The organism is Trichormus variabilis 0441 (assembly GCF_009856605.1).
Taxonomy (GTDB): domain Bacteria; phylum Cyanobacteriota; class Cyanobacteriia; order Cyanobacteriales; family Nostocaceae; genus Trichormus; species Trichormus variabilis.
Map to the genome: position 1 here is coordinate 129014 of NZ_CP047244.1, position 17851 is coordinate 146864.

Annotated in this window: 21 protein-coding genes; 2 read left to right on the forward strand and 19 right to left on the reverse strand. The window is 39.7% G+C overall.

Translation table 11 applies throughout. From position 1 onward, the window contains the following. Positions 1-36 precede the first annotated feature (36 nt). The gene (locus tag GSQ19_RS28760) at positions 37-744 is read right to left on the reverse strand and encodes a hypothetical protein (protein ID WP_011316819.1); all 708 of its coding nucleotides are present in this window, start codon (positions 742-744) and stop codon (positions 37-39) included. 88 nt (positions 745-832) lie between these two features. Next, on the reverse strand, positions 833-1768 hold the full coding sequence (locus tag GSQ19_RS28765) for a DNA polymerase I-like protein (protein WP_011316820.1): 936 nt from the start codon (positions 1766-1768) through the stop codon (positions 833-835). A gap of 193 nt (positions 1769-1961) precedes the next feature. Here GSQ19_RS28765 and GSQ19_RS28770 point away from each other — a divergent pair. Beyond that, positions 1962-2755, forward strand: a protein-coding gene (locus tag GSQ19_RS28770; protein WP_104009889.1) for an IS5-like element ISAva7 family transposase whose coding sequence is annotated in 2 segments (ribosomal slippage) — positions 1962-2301 and positions 2301-2755 — 795 coding nt in all. Because the reading frame shifts where the segments join, the coding sequence is not laid out codon by codon here. Between the two features lie 9 nt (positions 2756-2764). Here GSQ19_RS28770 and GSQ19_RS28775 read toward each other — a convergent pair. From GSQ19_RS28775 to GSQ19_RS28805, 7 genes are all read right to left on the reverse strand, one after another. After that, the gene (locus GSQ19_RS28775; RefSeq protein WP_011316823.1) at positions 2765-3562 is read right to left on the reverse strand and encodes a 3'-5' exonuclease; all 798 of its coding nucleotides are present in this window, start codon (positions 3560-3562) and stop codon (positions 2765-2767) included. After that, complete coding sequence (locus tag GSQ19_RS28780) at positions 3559-3867, reverse strand: hypothetical protein (protein WP_011316824.1); 309 nt, start codon at positions 3865-3867, stop codon at positions 3559-3561. The genes GSQ19_RS28775 and GSQ19_RS28780 overlap by 4 nt, the downstream gene beginning before the upstream one ends. Before the next feature lie 128 nt (positions 3868-3995). Next, positions 3996-5285 (reverse strand): DNA polymerase III subunit gamma/tau, encoded by a 1290-nt coding sequence (dnaX, locus tag GSQ19_RS28785; RefSeq protein WP_011316825.1) that lies wholly within the window; start codon positions 5283-5285, stop codon positions 3996-3998. 64 nt (positions 5286-5349) lie between these two features. After that, on the reverse strand, positions 5350-6684 hold the full coding sequence (dnaN, locus tag GSQ19_RS28790; protein WP_011316826.1) for a DNA polymerase III subunit beta: 1335 nt from the start codon (positions 6682-6684) through the stop codon (positions 5350-5352). Positions 6685-6764: 80 nt separating this feature from the next. Next, positions 6765-7757, reverse strand: a complete 993-nt coding sequence (locus GSQ19_RS28795; RefSeq protein WP_011316827.1) for a DUF5895 domain-containing protein — start codon at positions 7755-7757, stop codon at positions 6765-6767. A 623-nt stretch (positions 7758-8380) separates the two neighbouring features. Further along, entirely contained in the window at positions 8381-9436 is a 1056-nt protein-coding gene (locus GSQ19_RS28800) for a DNA methyltransferase family protein (protein ID WP_041457388.1), read from the reverse strand. Continuing rightward, the gene (locus tag GSQ19_RS28805; protein WP_011316829.1) at positions 9399-9746 is read right to left on the reverse strand and encodes a hypothetical protein; all 348 of its coding nucleotides are present in this window, start codon (positions 9744-9746) and stop codon (positions 9399-9401) included. Before GSQ19_RS28805 ends, GSQ19_RS28800 begins: the two co-directional genes overlap by 38 nt. 195 nt (positions 9747-9941) lie before the next feature. On the opposite strand from GSQ19_RS28805, the gene GSQ19_RS28810 reads away from it, so the two are divergent. Continuing rightward, positions 9942-11129 carry an RNA-guided endonuclease InsQ/TnpB family protein gene (locus tag GSQ19_RS28810; RefSeq protein ID WP_011316830.1) on the forward strand — a complete coding sequence of 396 codons (1188 nt, stop codon included), beginning with the start codon at positions 9942-9944 and terminating at the stop codon, positions 11127-11129. Between the two features lie 48 nt (positions 11130-11177). Here the strand turns inward: GSQ19_RS28810 and GSQ19_RS28815 are convergent, their stop codons facing one another. The 10 genes from GSQ19_RS28815 to GSQ19_RS28860 all read right to left on the reverse strand — a co-directional run bounded on the left by GSQ19_RS28815 (position 11178) and on the right by GSQ19_RS28860 (position 17819). Beyond that, entirely contained in the window at positions 11178-11861 is a 684-nt protein-coding gene (locus GSQ19_RS28815; protein WP_011316831.1) for a hypothetical protein, read from the reverse strand. 44 nt (positions 11862-11905) lie between these two features. Beyond that, on the reverse strand, positions 11906-12763 hold the full coding sequence (locus GSQ19_RS28820) for a ThiF family adenylyltransferase (RefSeq protein ID WP_011316832.1): 858 nt from the start codon (positions 12761-12763) through the stop codon (positions 11906-11908). Continuing rightward, entirely contained in the window at positions 12751-13347 is a 597-nt protein-coding gene (locus GSQ19_RS28825) for a Mov34/MPN/PAD-1 family protein (RefSeq protein WP_011316833.1), read from the reverse strand. The genes GSQ19_RS28820 and GSQ19_RS28825 overlap by 13 nt, the downstream gene beginning before the upstream one ends. Positions 13348-13349: 2 nt before the next feature. Then, positions 13350-14072, reverse strand: coding sequence for a prokaryotic E2 ligase family D protein (locus GSQ19_RS28830; protein WP_011316834.1), 723 nt, complete (start codon positions 14070-14072; stop codon positions 13350-13352). Continuing rightward, entirely contained in the window at positions 14069-14797 is a 729-nt protein-coding gene (locus GSQ19_RS28835; RefSeq protein WP_011316835.1) for a hypothetical protein, read from the reverse strand. The genes GSQ19_RS28830 and GSQ19_RS28835 overlap by 4 nt, the downstream gene beginning before the upstream one ends. A gap of 43 nt (positions 14798-14840) precedes the next feature. After that, a complete protein-coding gene (locus GSQ19_RS28840) occupies positions 14841-15263 on the reverse strand; it encodes a hypothetical protein (RefSeq protein ID WP_011316836.1) in 423 nt (140 codons plus the stop codon). A gap of 5 nt (positions 15264-15268) precedes the next feature. Beyond that, a complete protein-coding gene (locus GSQ19_RS28845; protein ID WP_011316837.1) occupies positions 15269-15751 on the reverse strand; it encodes a hypothetical protein in 483 nt (160 codons plus the stop codon). 2 nt (positions 15752-15753) lie between these two features. Next, positions 15754-16752, reverse strand: a complete 999-nt coding sequence (locus GSQ19_RS28850; RefSeq protein ID WP_011316838.1) for a bifunctional DNA primase/polymerase — start codon at positions 16750-16752, stop codon at positions 15754-15756. 67 nt (positions 16753-16819) lie between these two features. Then, the gene (locus tag GSQ19_RS28855) at positions 16820-17044 is read right to left on the reverse strand and encodes a hypothetical protein (protein WP_011316839.1); all 225 of its coding nucleotides are present in this window, start codon (positions 17042-17044) and stop codon (positions 16820-16822) included. 28 nt (positions 17045-17072) lie between these two features. Beyond that, positions 17073-17819, reverse strand: a complete 747-nt coding sequence (locus tag GSQ19_RS28860) for a hypothetical protein (protein WP_011316840.1) — start codon at positions 17817-17819, stop codon at positions 17073-17075. Positions 17820-17851: the final 32 nt, after the last annotated feature.

Consider the following 17851-nt stretch of genomic DNA (forward strand, 5'->3'; position numbering starts at 1 on the left):
TTTCTCAATATGGTTCTCTACTGGTTTATTACCCAATTATTTGCGCCAAGAATCTAACTGTTGAAGATACTCTATTACTCCACTAGAACCAGCTACCTCGTATAGTGTAATAGCTGTTTCCCATTCCTTTAAGCTGGCTTGTTTCTCTGAGAGAATTTTGACTATAGCTTCGGGAAGTTTAGTGTCTTTATCACTCCCTAAATTTAGGTGTGATGTGTTTTCTAGTAATATTTCTTGTCCACATAGAGTAACACCATCATCTTCTATATTTGTAGTATGAATTTGAACATTAATCTCTGATAAAGGAAGAGTATATTGAAGAAATTTTTTAACTTTTTTGGTTTTAGTATTTCTCCTTTTTGGGTTAATGATAACTGGGTTATTTGGTTCTGGAACTTCGTAACATTGGGGGAGTTCTAGAGAGAGTTGACCTGTTAAATGCCATGATGCGCTTCGTTTTTCTGGTGGAGTAATGCGATAAGAAAACTCAGCTGTTTTCCTGGGGTCGCCAGACTTTCTTAGTTTAACCCACATATTGTAGCTGATAATTCCTTGGATGTAAGTTTTTGGGTCTAATATTATTGGGTTTGTGTTTTCCCACCACTCAATTTGAACTACGCGATCGCCATCCAATTCGTAGATAGTTCTAACTCTGGCATTAGGATGAGACGAAAGGAATGAGTTTACCCAAGCCCTTTGCTTTTTATTAAGCCTGGGCTTGCGAGAAGAGGATTTATTTTTCATTACTTACAGACAAATCAGAATGTATGAATTTGAAAAACCTTCATATTTAGTGGCTTCAAAATTTACCTAAAATCTCAACTTTGTTCATTTAGAAAAGAGATAATTGACGTTTGTTACTTTCTAGTGTTGTAGGAGCAGCTATTTTGAGAATTTCTTCTCGCCTTTTTTCAATAAGATGAAGATAGTATTGACGTGAGTAATTCTCATTACTGCTGATATTGGTTATGCCGCTAATTCCGTAATAGTAAGTGACTACATCTCCAGGTTTCCCTAGTTTGAGTATTTCTTTTTCGCCCTCTTTAATCTTGCGTGTAATTGCAAGTTTTTCTTTTGGATATTCCCTTGATAAAATCTGGGATTTGATGTGTGCATAATAATCTTCTGCTGCTGATACATTTTGAATTAGCAGGGTTAAATACTCAATAGAAAACTCTTTCTCTAGTTGAGAGCGATCGCGGTTGCGCCAGTTGCCTTTAGTGATAATTTTCCCGTCTGGAAGCCATAAAAGGTAATTTTTGGTTCCCCGTTCGGGGATAAACATAGCGTCAGCGATAAACTCTAGCTTGACAGTTATCCCTTTAGGCAATTGAGATTGAAGTAAACTACGTACCTCTTCTGGGTTGGAATGTGTGAAAAACACTCCATCGGTGTCAACTTCCACAGGAGTACCACCGTGCCGAGTGATAATTTCAATCATTAGCTTGAGTACTTTTCGACTGTAGGCTGTAACTAATGCAGCAGCCTCCATATCATTGAAGGCGAGTTCAGAGGTGCCGAAGAATCCAAACTCGGAGTTAGCTAAAACCTTGACTGATTCTCTTTTTTCCTTAGCAGCAATATCTCCAGCAGATGCAAGTTGTTCCAACCTAAATTTTTCATTCACCAAATATTGCAGAATACTTAGCCCAATACGTTCTGTATCTTTAATTGAGCAAATACCCTTGTCTAGCATTGCCCAAGGGTGCATTGAGCTAATATCTGCATATCCAACCCTTCTATACAGTCCAGGAATAGAGTAAGCCATCCCTCCTTGGAATTTGTACTTGCGATCGGGTTTTGGTTTATAACCTGGATAATGATGCTCAAATATTCGCTCCCATTTAGTACCATTACCAGCAAGTGTTAGAGGCTATTTATAAAGTAAATCTAAAAGTGAGTATAAAAGTAAGCTTGGAGGTATAGGATACATGAAATATAGTGTATTTACATAGCTACTCATGGGACGAAAGTCTTACCCCACAGACTTAACTGATATGGAGTGGGAAATTCTGGCTCCATTGATTCCACCAGCCAAAGAAGGAGGGCATCCACGCACAACGGATATGCGTGAGATATGCAATGCTATCTACTATCACTTGAAAACGGGATGCCAATGGAATATGCTTCCGGGGGACTTTCCACCCAGTTCAACTGTTTACAGTTACTACCGCAAATGGCAGCGCAAAGGAGTCTGGGAAAAATTAAACCATACACTGCGCGGACAAGTTCGCACAAAACTAGGCAAATCAACGCAACCCACAGCGATCGCCGCAGACAGTCAGTCGGTCAAAACTGACCAAAAAAAGGGGAAGTGTACGGTTTTGACGGGTGTAAAAAGGTAAAAGGAAGAAAGCGGCAGACTCTAGTTGATAGCCTGGGACTGTTGTTGAAAGTTGTTGTCAGTGAAGCCAATGCGCCGGAACGGGTACTTGCTGCCTACGCATTAATGGAACTTTTAGAGGAGCGTCCGGAATTACTGGAAAAAGTTCAAGTCATGTGGGTTGATTCCGGTTACGACGGCGATAAATTTGCTCTTTCAGTTTGGTTGATGATCCAAGCACATGTTGAAGTCATACGGCGTACTGAGCAAGAATTCCGGATTTTGCCCAAACGTTGGGTAGTCGAAAGAACATTTGGCTGGTTGAACCAATATCATCGTCTCAGTAAGGATTATGAGCATCTTCCAGAGATGAGCGAAGCAGCTATATATGCTGTAATGACTAGGATTATGCTACGTCGTCTTGTATCCTAAAGATTTACTTTATAAATAATCTCTTAGCTGCTGGAGATTCATTTCCGGTACAATTAGTGCTTCATAATAGTATGAGGGTACAAGTCTATTCGCAATTAGCCGGGTGTCTTCGAGGTCGTAAATAAGATACTCTTTTAGGCGTTTCCATCCCTTACTGTTGGGGCCATCTTTCCAACAAGCGAGGATTTCCTCATAGGGAAGAACTAGCCTGGTGTTCTGGCGCAGTCCCATGTCCAATACAGCCTTTTTGAGCGATCTGCCGTTAGTTAGCTTTTTGGCTATGAAATCCCACCTCAGAACGCAGATATAAATGTCTACGTGTTGGCTATTTCGGATGAATACCTCCTGAATTTTTAGTGGCTCACCCCGTACTTGGGCGGTACGAATAGTCCGAGATTTGGATGCAACTTGAAATGGGTGTTTTATACCGTGCAAGTTGCATCGCGTAATAATAAATGGAATATCAAATGCCATCCCGTTATAGGTGAAAATGACATCTGGATTTCTTTTACTGAGATGGTTGATAAATTTGGTCAGTATTTTAGCTTCTGAGATATCCATGAAAATAGTAGAATATCCCCTTGAATCCATACAACCAATAGCATAAATACGGCTTTCAAATGGGTTTATTCCTGCTGTTTCGATATCAACAAATATTTGTGAAAGTTCCTGATACGGCTTGAGTTGTATTTTGGGCTGCCAAGGTTTTATTGGAGAGGGGTCTTTCCAATAAATGTTTAGTTTATCTTCATCGACAAAGATTATCCCTTTAGATTTCTTCACAAAATCTCTGTGGTTATAACTCATGAATTAGAGATTTTTCTAATGGTGAATGAGGTATTTTTTGCGTCAAGGATGTATTGCGATGCTTGGGGATATTGCCTGAGAAAGTATTCCAAATCTTGAAGATTGGTAATTGTAAGTTCCTTGTTTTCCTCGTAATAGTGAATAATCGGATACTCCAGGTGACAATCTCCCTTAATAGATTTCACTTCAGGAATAGCTTCAATATCATAATCAATTCCATTGATTTGTATTTTTATGTGAGACAAATAAATTAAGTTAATAAACTCTTCGAGAGTGGTTATATCTTTAAAATTATGCTTATTCATGTTGATATTAATTTTTAACTATCAACTTAACTGCGTATGCTGCTGTGGTAGTAAATGTTTATTGATTTGATTATTTAATTAAATAAAGAAATATAGGGCTATAACTATAGTTATAACCCTCCTTAAAGTTAAGCTTGCTGTAATTGTTTTTGTTGCAGCTTTTGGACAGCTTCTACCCAAGCAGGTGCCTTTTTACCATTAATAGGTGTCAGCTTTTGCCAGTGTTCTTGTAACTGCGCTTGTGTTAAGTGGGGTAACTGTTCCTTGCCCCAGTTAATCGCATCTTGAGCAGTTTTCCAATCTTTCCAGGGTTGTGATTGGTGACTACCCTTGTTGGTTGGAACTATCTCGATAAGTGTAGCTTCTAACCAAAGGTGCGCGTCTTCATCCCGCATGAGATTTTGGCGTGCCATTAAGATGGCGATCGCATTTCGGATCTGGTCGATATTCCACAACTGCGAGATACTTACTAATTTCTCCCAGGTGTCCTCTTCTAGCTGTGTAAGATGTCTGCCATTGGGATTAGTTTTGCACACAAGTAAGTCTTTGAGGAAACTGACAAGACTTGTATGAATGGCAGTTGGCTGTTTACCAGATTCAATCCAATCTTGAAGGATGCCTAAATTGCCCGTAATTTCTCCTTTGATGATATTTTCACAGGCAGTGAGTAGATCGTATTCGGAAATAGTACCTGATAGTTCCCAAACCCAGTTAGAGGTAATTTCCTCTTCACCTAGTAGGGTTAGCTGATCTAGTAGTTTGAGTGAGTCGCGCAGATGTCCCTTGTTTGCTTTAGCTACGGCGGTAACTGCTGATGGCGCAATGTTGATACTTTCTTGGTGAGATATTTGTTCTAGGTAGCTTGCAACTAGCGAGACAGGAACTCTCTTAAAGTCAAACTTTTGGCAACGGGAGACAATGGTTTCTGGAACTTTGTGTAACTCGGTTGTGCAGAAGATAAATACTACATGACGGGGAGGGCTTTCAATGGTTTTGAGGAGTGCTTGCCACGATTGGCTGCTTAGAGCATGACATTCATCAATAATGAATATTTTGAATCTACCTTCCACTGGTGCAAACTGGATAGTGGATATAAGCTCTCGGATCAGTTCTACCCCACTATTGCTTGCTGCATCCAGTTCGGTTACATCAACAGAAGAAGATGCTGTAATTCCCTTGCATGAATTGCATTCTCCACAAGGCTTGGTTGTCGGCTCATTGCTTGATTGACAGTTGAGGGATTTAGCGATGATGCGGGCGGTACTGGTTTTACCTGTACCTTTGGGGCCGCTAAATAGGTAAGCAGGTGCAATCTTTTGGAGAGCGATCGCATTTATGAGAGTGCGAACGATATGTTCTTGCCCAATAACTTCACTAAGAGTCTGGGGACGGTATTTGAGATGTAGTGGTTGGTACATAGTTTTGATGATTAAAAGTGTTTTATTTACTCCTTACCAACTGCACTGATAAGGAGTTTAATTTTTAAGCAGTCGCGGCTTCTTTTTTCGTTCGTGACGAGCGTGAGGTTGACTTGCCTTTAGTAGTATCTTTTGCTACTAAAGATGGTATTTCTGTTTCAGAATTTTCACTATCATCTGTTGCCTGTGCTATATCTGTTACTTCTTCAGTGCTAGGCTCAGGTTGAGTGCTGGCTTCTGTCTTTGTACTTTGGTTATTTACCTTTTCAAACCCCTGCTTAATTTCTACAGGCATGACCAGATACAACTGATTGAGCAGTCCTCCCATTGGGCAGATAATGACTGGTTGCGTGGGTTTGTTACACCGCACCACGATTTCGTCAGTACTGATGTGCTTTAATCCTTCGAGAAGGTAGTCGATATTTAATCCAATACTGATGTTTTCTGAATGACTAGTTGTTGGTTTCATCAGTACCGAGTCAACTGCATCCCCGATATCAGTAGCTTCGGTGTATAGTGTTGCCTGTGTAGCTTCCAATTCCCAGAGAATTTTGACAACCTTTTGCTTGCGTTCAGCTAGATAACTTACTCGCTTCAGTGCGCTCTCAAATCCCTTGCGTTCTAATGTAAATTCATACTCAAATGTTCTGGGAATCAAGCTATTGATTTTGGGATATTCTCCCTCTAAAAGTCGGGAAATGACCTTTGTATTAGGAAGACTAAACTCAATAGTTTTATTTGATAGAAGAATATTGCACACGCTTGTATCGGCACTTTGAGAGAGAATTTTGTTTAACTCGCCAAGTGACTTACCTGGAACAGTAAAGTCAATTGGATCAGAATATTCGCTATCAAGTGTTCCTGTGACTAGTGCTAATTTGTGACCATTTGTACTAGCAGCTTGCCACTTATTGGTATCAATTTTGAAGTTGACACCAGTTAAAACTAACTTTGTTTCGTCACCATTGGTGCAATACAGTGTCCCTTCAAGTGCAGTTTGGAGTTTCTTGGCACTTAAATTTACTTCTATTGGATTTTCTCCCTTGGGAAGAGTTGGAAATTCGTCAGGTTTTCCGCCAATCAGACGGCATTTACCGCTATTGTGAGTAATTATGCAGGCTTGGTTTTCTACCTCTAAGGAAATTTCTCCTCTGACATTGTTAATAGTGTCAGTTAATAGTTTGGCTGGTAGTGCTACCTGACCTGACGTTTCTACATTAGCGGTCGTTGTAGTATGAATTGTGAGGTTAAGGTTTGTTCCTGTTGCTGATACTATCCCATCTTCATTTGCTATCAGTAAGATATTTCCTAAAATTGGGTCAGTAGGCTTAGGACTAATTGCAAGATAAGCAGTTTCTAGAATTTCTGCGAGTTTAGATTGTTCAATGTTTAGTTTCATTTGTTACTTTGCTTTTAGTAAATGATGTTTTAACAGGTGCTATTTCTAGCACCCTTTTCGGTTACATGAGATAGTTTTTTTTAGTAGGGCAGTTCTTCCATCTCAGTACTGTATGCTGTATAAGCTTGACCTGCTGTACTAGGAGGAAGTGCTGCTACTGGCATATCAGCTGCACCTACCAGGCGATTATGTTCTGCTACAACGGTTGATGTTTTACCAATACGGTGAGAGAATTCGGGATTTGCCTGCATCGTTGTTTGGATATCAATTTCTTTGCCTTCTGAGAAGAATTCGAGAAAATCGCTTCCATCAGGATTTGGTGATTTATAGGAAGTGACAACTGCTACCCAAGATTTATCTCTTTGGTTGACTGCTTCTTTAGGTTCAAGAGATGGCGTAAAGGTGGGTTGAAATACACCGAGGCGATGAAACTCTGCACGTTTTTCAGCAACAGTTGCATTAGTAAATCGGGCGAATGCAACCTCTAGTTCGCGTTGGAACTGTTTATAAGCCTCGCCAAATTTTGACGATGCAACGCCTTTGATTGATAAGACAATTGGTACTGAGTGCAGGTTATGATTATTTTCATCAACAAGCTGCAACAAATAGAACCTTCTCAATACTGCGGCATCTTTGCCAAGTGCTTGGTACATTTCGTACCCATCAGGTGATTCGTACACTCCTACAATTTTGCCATCATCGCGCTGTTCAATGTATCTGGGAGAAACATCAAGAATGTGCATCCTGGGCGATTGCAACAACACTCCCATTTCTGGCGTGCCACTAGAGAAGGTGTGCTTGTGTGTAGGTTCTTGTCCTTGCCAGTTAATTGCTGCTAAGTATTTATCTTTGATAAACAACCCGACTTTTTCTGCTTCCATGTGGTTAATGACTTGGCAGATGCAGATATTACTAATCGGCGCATTGTACTCAGGATTTGCAAATTTAGAAATAGCTAATTTACGCTTTTGTATGTTTGTATTATTCTGAACTGTTTGTTCAGGGGATTCAGACTGGGATACTGTGCTTTCTTCAGTAGCAGAATTAGTAGACTTTGTTTGATTTCTTGCCATAATTTTAATTAATGGAAATCAATATTTAATGCGTAAAGCAAAAAGTCGTTGTAAAAAATCAAAGTCGTCTGTTATTAAGACGACTTAAAAGATTGATTGATACTTAGTTATTTAGATAGACTTTTCATCATACTCTCCCTTTAAGCCTGTAAAGCTGTCAATGCAAGTATCTTCCTGAATAATTTCAGTTTTGGTGTTTAGAAGTGTCTGGTATATTTGCTGAAGACTGATGATAATTTGTCTAAGAACAGATGTGTTTTCAGTTGTGAAAGTCAGTGACACAGATGCCATGCTTGAATTATGAATTGCGACTGTTTGTTCTTCAGGAGATCCCTCCATAACTGGTTATTTGACTGTCTTTACCAGGAATAAATCTATAAGAAGCAATAGTTTCAATTGCCATATTTATCTCCTTGTTCGTTGGGGTTTGATTTCAAGCATTTTATTACTAAGTTTGGTGATATTACTGACCTTTCAACCAGCAAGCTTGCACTTATTAAGTGCTACTTCTAACTCTTGCTGTGTAAGGATTTTGTATCTCATATATTGTCCCCATATAGGGAAAACATACGTGACATATTTAGTTTTATCAATTTGCTAGTATGCCATACGCTTGTAGTACACTATGGTTTAATGAGTTTAATGATTCTGGTGGCTACGTTTGTAGGGTTATTTGAACTCAAAAAGGCATCTTTATCTACCATTTCTACATAGCTATTATTGGCTAGTAGCCAGTTTTTGAAGGTTTTGTACTTACGATTGAAGAAAACTGATTCAGGTATAACTGAAACTAATACACCACCCGTTATGAGTAACTTCCAAGCCTGGTAGATATGTTGGACAAGTTCACAAAATGGAGGATTCATGATACAAGCATTGTATAAATGACTGGGGTTAAACTCCAGAAAGTTTTTCCCTACGAGATTAAATCCTTTGAGTTCTAGAATTTGTCGTAAATCGTAATTAATCTCAACCACCTCTAGTTGAACATTAGGATAGGTATTAGTGATATACTCAGCAATATTTCCACTACCTGCACTAGGCTCTAAAATTTGCCAATTTGGTTTAATATCTGCCAGTTGAACAAGCCGTTGACAGAGTGGTTTAGGAGTAGGGAAGAAATCTCCATCTTTCATGCCAATGATTTCTAACTCAAGCTTATTGAGTAGTTGCTTGGTAGTATCAATTGCTTCAGGCTTTACTACCTGTTGAATTTCTGTTATTGCGGATATGATTTCGCTTGGTGTATGTAATCCGGCGCGATTTAAAGACTTTACCCAGTCTTGGTAATATTCGCCTGCCAATTTTTCGTGGACTTTCTGAATTGTTTCTCCAATTTGGGAAATTCTGAATAGGGCTTCTACTTGCGATTTGTGAGATATGCCGCGTAGTATTGGTGGGATATGTCCTACTTCCCACATTTGTGCGATCGCAAATAACCAAGACTGGATAATCTCAAGTTCAATTCCTTCTTGGATGAGCCCTTGGGCTATAGTTTTACGACGCTTTGTTACCCTTTGATTTCCAATAGCAGGATTTTTCTTTTGGTCGATTGTTGGCTGCATGGAAGCAGCTAAATTACGAAGGAATTCTGCTTTTTCTAAGTTAGGAATATTGAAAATATCTGCTATGGGTGAATTATCATCGTTGTAGGGTAGATTCAGTAGAGATAGTTGCATTGCTTGATTCCTTTAAATCTTTGACGGCGCATTCAAGAATTAGGGAGGTTGGTAAATTCCAAGCTTTTACCTCCCATTCAGTAGCTAATCGTTCTGAGTGACGGATAACTGCACTACTACATTTGTTTTTTCTGACAAGCCAATCTCTAAACTTTTCAGCTTGTTCTTTGGTATCGAACCCGAAGTAGCTGGTTTTTCTGCTTCCCAAGGGGTCGGTAATGGTTGCTACCCGACGTGAGAGAATATTTAGCGTCCAACCACTGTTAGGAGTGAGTTCGATTTTCGTGATATTTAATTCTGTTGGATTCATCTAGCACCCCCAGAAGACTCTCGCCACAGCGTAAGCTTGGTGGTGAGAGAAATGGGGGCGAGCAAGGAGTCCCGCCCCTGAATCGTTTTGTCCCACAGTGGCAACAGGTTCAGGCGTGGGCGACGAGTAAGTAATTAGTCTTAGACACTTAGCGAGATATACTTCTTTCACAGATTTTCTGGTAAAATGTGAGGCATGGAAAAAGCCTACCGCTACCGTTTTTACCCAACTATCGAGCAAGAATCCCTCTTGCGTCGGACAATTGGTTGTGTGCGGTTGGTGTTTAATCGAGCCTTGGCTGCGAGAACCGAGGCTTGGTATGAAAGGCAAGAACGAGTTGATTACGTTCAAACCTCTGCAATGCTGACGCAGTGGAAAAAACTTGATGATCTCCAATTTTTAAATGAGGTTAGCTGTGTACCACTGCAACAAGGATTGAGGCATCTGCAAACGGCTTTTAGTAACTTCTTTGCGGGTAGAGCAAGATACCCTAACTTCAAAAAGAAGCGTAGTGGAGGTAGCGCAGAGTTTACCAAGTCTGCCTTCAAGTGGAAGGATGGGCAAGTCTACTTGGCAAAGTGTTCTCAACCTTTGCCAATTAAATGGTCTAGGCAACTGCCAAAGGATTGTAAACCCACAACCATCACGGTTAAACTTGACCCCTCTGGACGCTGGTTTGTTAGCTTGCAGATTGACGATTCAACTGATGAAACCATGCAGCCAGTTGATAGTGCCGTAGGCTTGGATGTTGGGGTTAGTTCTCTTGTTACTTTGAGTACGGGTGAAAAGATTGCTAACCCCAAGGCGTTTGACAAGCACTACCAAAAGCTGAGGAGAGCGCAGAAAGCTTTGAGTCGCAAACAGAAAGCCTCTCGCAACAGAGATAAAGCTAGACTCAAAGTTGCTCGGATTCAAGCTAAGATTTCTGATTCTAGAAAAGACCATCTGCACAAACTGACAACTCGACTGATTCGTGAAAACCAAACGATAGTAGTTGAGGATTTGGCAGTTAAGAACATGGTCAAAAATCCCAAACTTGCCCGTGCCATCAATGATGCTGCATGGGGTGAGTTAGTGAGACAACTGGAATATAAAGCCAAGTGGTATGGTCGAGCCTTGGTAAAAATTGACCGATGGTTTCCTAGCTCTAAACGCTGTGGACATTGCGGTCACGTTGTTGAAAAGCTGCCGTTGAGTGTCAGAGAGTGGGATTGTCCCAACTGCGGAACACACCACGACCGGGATATCAACGCTAGTCGTAATATTTTGGCGGTGGGACACACCGTTACAGTCTGTGGAGCGAACGTAAGACCTGATAGGCATATGTCTAAAGGGCAGTTGCAAAAATCCAGCAATGGAAGGAAACAGAAACCTAAATCGTGAGGTTTAGGAATCTCCTGCTAATTCTTGCGGATGTAGCGGGAGAGGATGTCAAATTTCAACTTCAGGAATTGCTGCTAAATATTCCATAGTTGATATTTCTTTTGCTAGCCATTTATCATGTGCTTCTTGAGGAGTCATTTTGTGGGTTAAAAGTTTTTTCTCCTTATCGTCTTCTACAAAAGGAGCGAGTGTTTTTTCTAGCCGGGCTTTGAAATTCAAATGTTTATCTTCAGAATAAGTAAACTGATAAATACTATCAGTGTTAACGAACAAGTAAACCAGGCTAAATTGCTCCAATGGTATTCCAGTTTGTTCGTATAGGAGAAATAACCTCAGTTGAGTTTGCCATTTGCTCTCAAGAATTTCAAATTTAGGAGGTTTTTGAATTGTCCAGTCAAACCCAACTACTTGATTTTCGCCGTAGATAATGAGGTCGCACTCGCTGTAGAGAAGAATATCGTGATATAAATATTGAAGTTGGGCGTTCCATTGTTTGTTGCCAGGAATATTTAGAAAAGGTTTTACCTTATCGACCCAGTTATTAATTTGGGGGTATGCTTTTAACAAAACTTCGACTGGTAGCCCTAACCCAATTTGTTGCATAATGAGGTGAAACTGACCGCCAGCAACTTCAGATTCACTTTTGACAGTTAAATTACGATAATTTATCGTTGATAAACATTCTGGATTCTGTTCAACTAGTTCAAGTGTTTTGTGATTAAAACGATTCATAAAAATATATCCCAAATTTAGTTTTTGGGATATATTTGCGTAAGCTATTTGTGGTAATTTGTTTGCAGAATATAGTATTTTTTGAGTTGGTCAATGCTTGTATATAAACTTCTAGTTGACATTGCTTTGAGGTCAAAATAACTGGCAAACTTTTTCAACCCCCCAGTGAGGGTTAATTCTAGTAAATACTGGGCTGCGATCGCACTCGTCATTTTATTGACGAATAGTGATTGATAATTCCGTGCTTGAATTTCTGCACATGAAAGGTTGTTGTCGCTAAGTTCTTCTGGCTGAGGAACTAGCAGTTCTGGGTGAACCAGCACCGGGGAGGGAAGATGCAACCAGAATTGAGGTTTGTCTGGGTTATTGGAAGCTTGGACTATATCAAAATTAGAGTGCGTTCCAATTACTACTTGTCCAGAGTAGTTGCTGTTTCCACAATCCAGCCAAAATAGAGATGCTGGCTCATTTGCACTGTTTATTTTGAGAACAGAGTGAATTTTGCTCCTGGCGGCGCTGTTATCTACACAGCCAATAATTACCGTTAGGGTATTCCACCAACTGGCCGTGCGAATCATGTCTTCTTCAAACCAGTCGCAAACGGCTGTAATCTCTATCCCATACTTGGCACTGCATCTTGCAGCCAGTGTTTCTGCCTTTGGTAGCCCAATTTCAGCTTGTTGATAATTTTGGCGGCTGATATTCTTGAGTTCGACAGTATCGCCATCGACGATCGCAAAGTTAATTTCTTTTCTAGTGTGCTGGAGTTGCAGAATAATTCGACATAAATCTTCTGCAAGAAACCCGCCTGTTCCTCCTACTCCTACTAAGACGAAGTTAATACGAGTATGATTGCGAGGTAAGACGGGTAAAGCTTGTTGGTAAGTAGTTAATTCGAGCATTTTACCTGTGGCGGCAGTTCAAATATTTGATTGGGGTTGATGTCGAAAAAGTGATTGTATATCCCGATGCGGGTATAAATTGTGGGAATGGTATTCAGCGTGCCAACGATTGCGAACACTCGAAATTTGCCTTTTTCTTCCCGATTGTCTGCACTTGAAGGATAAGCAGCTAGAGTTCCATGACTGTGCATTTCCACAAAGCCATCTGTATAGTTTTTATTGAGTGCGCTTTCTAAAGATAAGACGTGGGTAGAGGACGCAGTTTGCAGTGGTGTGTGACACCACCATTGGTTATTTGTCACTCCCAAGTAGAATAGGATTTCCTGTTGGGGGTTGATACTAGCAGCATTGATAATCTCGGCGATCGCTTGGCAAGGAACTTTTGGGACTTTCAGACGAAAGTAGGGTTCAAGGGGTTGGAGTCCAGCAACTTGAGTTTGAGTTAGTTGCAAGCAAACCTCTAACTCGCGACGGTGCGATCGCAAGAAAAGCCCATTTGCTGCCAGCCAGTATTCCTGGAGTTTTTGACTGTAGGGAGGAAAGTTATTACTTGTAGCGAGGTGATAACCGATAAAAGGATTCATGCTTAACTGAACAAATGATTGATAATGTCTTCTGGGGTTGTGACTTTCCAGCTATGAACCGGAACAAGGTCACTTGAAGGGTAGGATTTAGCTTTAGATTCGTGTAATTTGATTAGCTGATTGCAGATATTATCGGGATGAGTTTTTGACTTGCCTTGAGACAAATCCTTGTTAAAAGGTGATTTCCAGAACAGATCCCAAACTTGGCTTATGGTTGCAGCACTGCACATACTGAGAGAATTTCCCCCAAAGCAAATACTAGAATCTTCCCAAACGTTAGGTAGAGGGGGCTTGTACAGTTGTGTGTCTGGTTTAAATACCCTCCCTTTAATTGCCCACAGGTAATATCTACTACTGCATCCAGCAAATAAGAATGCAGGCATTGGTACAGTAATTACTTCAGGTTCCTGTCCCATAATTTGAATTTGATATTTTTGGGGAGAGTAAAACTGAATAATGGCCTCTCCCTCTGGATTTTTACCCCACCAAATTGTGTTGCTAGAAAGCCATCCAGACGCGGCAGTTTTACTTGTGAAGGCTTTCTCTACTGCTTCAGGAGACAAGAATTTGTATTTAGACTCTTTGCCTTCGCGTTCGACTAAAATAAACTGTCCTTTGAGGATAATTAACTGCCCTAGTAAATCATCTTGAGGAATATTGGCAAGTAGGATTTGGGAGACATTTTCTAAGTTAATTATTGGTAATATATTTGTATCTACATTCATGCTTTTGATGCTTGGTTCCAAATTTTCACTGCTGCTTTTCGAGCAGAAATAGATGTTTCTAACAAATGGCTAACCTCATTTGATTTCTCCATCATCGAGACAGCTTCTTGCCATTTTTGAGCGAGAAATACGATATTATCATAAGTCCATTCCAGCCAATCGCTTGTTTCACACGTAATATCTAGCCAAATATTTTGAGTTGAGTAATCTATAATTCGTATGGCTATATCTAAATATTGCAGGGGACTTTTGTAACGACGACACAGCTTTATGAATTTCTCGAAATAAATTTCTTCTGCTGGAGCAATGTAGTCAGGAGTAAAACCAAAATTTAGTTTCCATTGGCTGATATTGTACCCTTGCCCCATTAATGACAGTAGGAATTTCTCCGAGTATACCAATTCCTCGAAATCTTCATTCCACCACTCAAGTCTTTGTGGTGAAACTAGAATACTATCACGTTCTGGATTAAACTCGATTTCATCGATATATTCTACTGGGAATAGATTTTCATTCACTAGGTTAATAAATTCAATTTCTCTATCTAGATAAGCACTAGTTGGATGTGATTGTTTATTAATAGGTATGGTTGATTCTAACCATTTTTCTGGAAATAATCTTTGATACAGACTTAAGATATTTACTCGTTCGGAAAGATTTCCTAGGTAACTAACTGCTGTTAGACAAGTAATAGGTATTTTGAATGAGTGTATGTTGCCTAGCATAATGAATCAGCCGCTACGAGTTATAGCGGCTATAGATTTGTGATTACAGTACAGGATATTTACTCGTAATAGCAGGTTGCTGTTTAAGGCTTTGAGCAACTTTTTCGCTATAGGTTTCCCAAGATTGACCGAGCTTGATAGCTTTATCTATCTCAGGTTGTAAGGTAATTAAATTTTCGAGATTAATTTGACTGTTTATCTCTAGAAGCTTTATCTGCCATCCTAACTTTAGTGCAGGATTTATTTCTTCATAACTATTTTTCAATTCTCTACATTGGCTTCCTTTAGTACCTGCTTTTTTTACTAAACGAATTGAAACTGTATCATCAGTTGTTTGCCGTTCAATTTCGGCATTAGCATACTCTGGAAAGTAGACGCTAATGGCTGTTTTGAGGGTATTGTCATCCTGGGCGATCGCCTCATCAAGAGGAATTTCTTGCCCTTCGATAATAGCAATGTACTTCATGGTAATTAAAATAGTGACAGTTGGTTATTAGGTGCAGGTTTCTTATCTTTATCTTCAGGTAGGTTACGCTTTTGTACTTGTCTGGATTGTTCCTGTTGATTCTGCTCTTTAGTCTGCTTTTCCATCCTTTGTTTGCAGATATTTAACATTCCTGGGAGAGATTTTTCTAAATCATTTAGCCAGTTATTTATGAAAGGCTGAGATGTTATCTCAGTTAAGTTAATTATCTTAATAATCGGAGGTGCATCTTGGATTCCAATTGTGACAATTGCTTTTTCAGAATTTGGTGTTAACTGAATTGTTATTATGGCGGTTTTGCTTAAAGTTATCCCGCTAGATGAATCTTGACTTGTAACTTCAGTGTTTACTGATTCATCTAATGTTTTTTCTAAATTTAGACTGTCCTGAATATCAGGATTAAAATCTTTACTGCTATAGCTATTTTCAAAGCCAGTTGCATTCTCGTCAGATGATGTTTGATTACTCATGATTAAGAGAGATTAGCTAATCTAAATAAGGTGCGGATAGTAATACCTGTCTTGTTAAAAGACTGCCATTTGTAGGCGCATTCGCCTGGTTTGTACTTAGGAGAAAGTTGGCTCCAGGTGTCCCATGCTTTAAATAAAATGGGACTAACACTCTTGAGTGCCATCCCGACTTGAATCCACGAATGGTAATCATCTGCAAACCGAGGGTGGATGACTTCGAGTAGCACAAGTGCGGTTTGAATATTGGTTTCTATTGAGGGAATTAAATGAGCGTACCTGTCTACCCCATATCTGCGGTTATATTTTTCTTTGGGTAGGTTAAACTTTCTTGTTTTCTCCTGTTTGACAAGCATTTGGGCAATTACCCAATCGGGAGCTATTTCTATTTGGCGTTCAGATGGACTACAGCCGGGAAGCCATCTGTAATTTCTACCTTCTGGGTGAAAGGATGGGGGAAGAATTGAAGCTAGGTTTTTGCCTCGAAACTCCAGGTGTTCGTCCTTCCCAGTTTTGATTTTGCGAGATTTGACATCGCAAGCTTTTGAATTTGGGATGAGGTATAAGCGTTGGCTGCGATATTTCCTCCCAGAGGTAAATGCAATTGTGGGAGGGAGATATTGTTGAGCGCGATCGCATAACGACTCCATAGGAGTATCGCGTGTTTCGGTGGGTGTTAGGTGGTTGAGTTCTTCTGGTTCAGAATGTTCGTTAATCTGAATAATTTGTCGCCAGGATGTTTCCCCGTCGCAGTCAATAGCCACTAAGTACCCTTGGGGATGATTGAAACCGCAAACCAAGGCTATACCAGTGGGGGTGATAAATCTGTTATTTGTCCAAACTTTTAATCGGCGGCGGATGAGTTCAGTTTGTAGTTCTTTGGGAGAGTAAGTATTTTTTTCCCATTCTTTCCCTAAAGGACGTTTACCAAAGGTAGGAACGATTCGCCATTCTTCGGGTAGGTTGTCAAGCGAAGATACCAAATGACGGATTTGGGCGTGCATGAATTCATGTGGCTAATTATTTCGATAATTCATGCACTGGTGCGTTAGTGACCGTAGTGGTTTGAGATTATGACTGTCGTGCTAATTGATGGCCAGCTTCAACTAGCTTAACAAGTGTATTTTTGTCAAACGCTTTAATACCGGATACAAATTGTTGCCACTGCTGCCATTTCTCTTTTGAATAGGTGTGGTTAGGGTCAAAGTTGCAAACTTGACAGAATTTATGAAAATCAGCATTCCAGTGAAACGTACAAATACCTGTTATGAAATAGTTGATTTGTTGCTCGTCCATGATTAATATTTCAGATGGTGATTATGTTTTAAGCTAACCTTTTGTTAAGTGCATTTTCGACTTGATAAGTCCCAAGAGTACAGTTTGCATTGCAAGGAAAGGTAGGAAACTCAAGATGATTATTCATGGTTTTTGTTACCTTGCACAGTACCATTATTCCCTCCCTCCCCTTCTTTTTTTGATTGTGATAGTAGCTGATAACCTCAAATTCATTATTGCCAGCCTCAAATCTACTTCCTCTATATTGGGAGATAGCCTTGTTCCAATCTGGTTGCCAAAGCATGAGTGTATCTATTGCCATTGCTCTCACAGTTGGGTTATCTAATTTCATTAGGATATCTGGTAAGTAATGACATTGTTTGGCAATTACTTCTCGTGCGTAATTTATCAGCCAATACTCTGCTTCTCTTAAAAGAGCTTTTGATTCAAGATTTTGGCACACTTCATCGTAAACTTTAGACATTAAATATGCCCTTTGTTCAAAAACCATCCCATTAGTTCGCAGTGTTAAGTCTGATGGATAATTAATTATCAAATCGGCTAGTTCATCACTGATTTTGGGAAGAGGATATTTATTATATTGTTGGGTTTCAGGATGAGATATTTTCACCTGATACCCTAGATTTACAGCATAATTTATAATAAAATCAATATTGTTCGACTCGACAAAATCTCCTATCTGAAAATTTGTTTCTGTAAGTAAATATGATGGTGCGTGAATAATTTGAAATCTTTTAGGGTTTGGATTTGAATCAGCTAATAGTTCGACGTACATCGCTTATTCTCAAAACTATCATCAATCTTGTG

What these genes read in the sequence shown, in the direction of transcription:
- GSQ19_RS28760 (WP_011316819.1), bottom strand. Translation starts at nt 744, where the DNA reads ATGAAAAATAAATCCTCTTCTCGCAAGCCCAGGCTTAATAAAAAGCAA.
- GSQ19_RS28765 (WP_011316820.1), bottom strand. Translation starts at nt 1,768, where the DNA reads ATGGCTTACTCTATTCCTGGACTGTATAGAAGGGTTGGATATGCAGAT.
- GSQ19_RS28775 (WP_011316823.1), bottom strand. Translation starts at nt 3,562, where the DNA reads ATGAGTTATAACCACAGAGATTTTGTGAAGAAATCTAAAGGGATAATC.
- GSQ19_RS28780 (WP_011316824.1), bottom strand. Translation starts at nt 3,867, where the DNA reads ATGAATAAGCATAATTTTAAAGATATAACCACTCTCGAAGAGTTTATT.
- dnaX (WP_011316825.1), bottom strand. Translation starts at nt 5,285, where the DNA reads ATGTACCAACCACTACATCTCAAATACCGTCCCCAGACTCTTAGTGAA.
- dnaN (WP_011316826.1), bottom strand. Translation starts at nt 6,684, where the DNA reads ATGAAACTAAACATTGAACAATCTAAACTCGCAGAAATTCTAGAAACT.
- GSQ19_RS28795 (WP_011316827.1), bottom strand. Translation starts at nt 7,757, where the DNA reads ATGGCAAGAAATCAAACAAAGTCTACTAATTCTGCTACTGAAGAAAGC.
- GSQ19_RS28800 (WP_041457388.1), bottom strand. Translation starts at nt 9,436, where the DNA reads ATGCAACTATCTCTACTGAATCTACCCTACAACGATGATAATTCACCC.
- GSQ19_RS28805 (WP_011316829.1), bottom strand. Translation starts at nt 9,746, where the DNA reads ATGAATCCAACAGAATTAAATATCACGAAAATCGAACTCACTCCTAAC.
- GSQ19_RS28810 (WP_011316830.1), top strand. Translation starts at nt 9,942, where the DNA reads ATGGAAAAAGCCTACCGCTACCGTTTTTACCCAACTATCGAGCAAGAA.
- GSQ19_RS28815 (WP_011316831.1), bottom strand. Translation starts at nt 11,861, where the DNA reads ATGAATCGTTTTAATCACAAAACACTTGAACTAGTTGAACAGAATCCA.
- GSQ19_RS28820 (WP_011316832.1), bottom strand. Translation starts at nt 12,763, where the DNA reads ATGCTCGAATTAACTACTTACCAACAAGCTTTACCCGTCTTACCTCGC.
- GSQ19_RS28825 (WP_011316833.1), bottom strand. Translation starts at nt 13,347, where the DNA reads ATGAATCCTTTTATCGGTTATCACCTCGCTACAAGTAATAACTTTCCT.
- GSQ19_RS28830 (WP_011316834.1), bottom strand. Translation starts at nt 14,072, where the DNA reads ATGAATGTAGATACAAATATATTACCAATAATTAACTTAGAAAATGTC.
- GSQ19_RS28835 (WP_011316835.1), bottom strand. Translation starts at nt 14,797, where the DNA reads ATGCTAGGCAACATACACTCATTCAAAATACCTATTACTTGTCTAACA.
- GSQ19_RS28840 (WP_011316836.1), bottom strand. Translation starts at nt 15,263, where the DNA reads ATGAAGTACATTGCTATTATCGAAGGGCAAGAAATTCCTCTTGATGAG.
- GSQ19_RS28845 (WP_011316837.1), bottom strand. Translation starts at nt 15,751, where the DNA reads ATGAGTAATCAAACATCATCTGACGAGAATGCAACTGGCTTTGAAAAT.
- GSQ19_RS28850 (WP_011316838.1), bottom strand. Translation starts at nt 16,752, where the DNA reads ATGCACGCCCAAATCCGTCATTTGGTATCTTCGCTTGACAACCTACCC.
- GSQ19_RS28855 (WP_011316839.1), bottom strand. Translation starts at nt 17,044, where the DNA reads ATGGACGAGCAACAAATCAACTATTTCATAACAGGTATTTGTACGTTT.
- GSQ19_RS28860 (WP_011316840.1), bottom strand. Translation starts at nt 17,819, where the DNA reads ATGTACGTCGAACTATTAGCTGATTCAAATCCAAACCCTAAAAGATTT.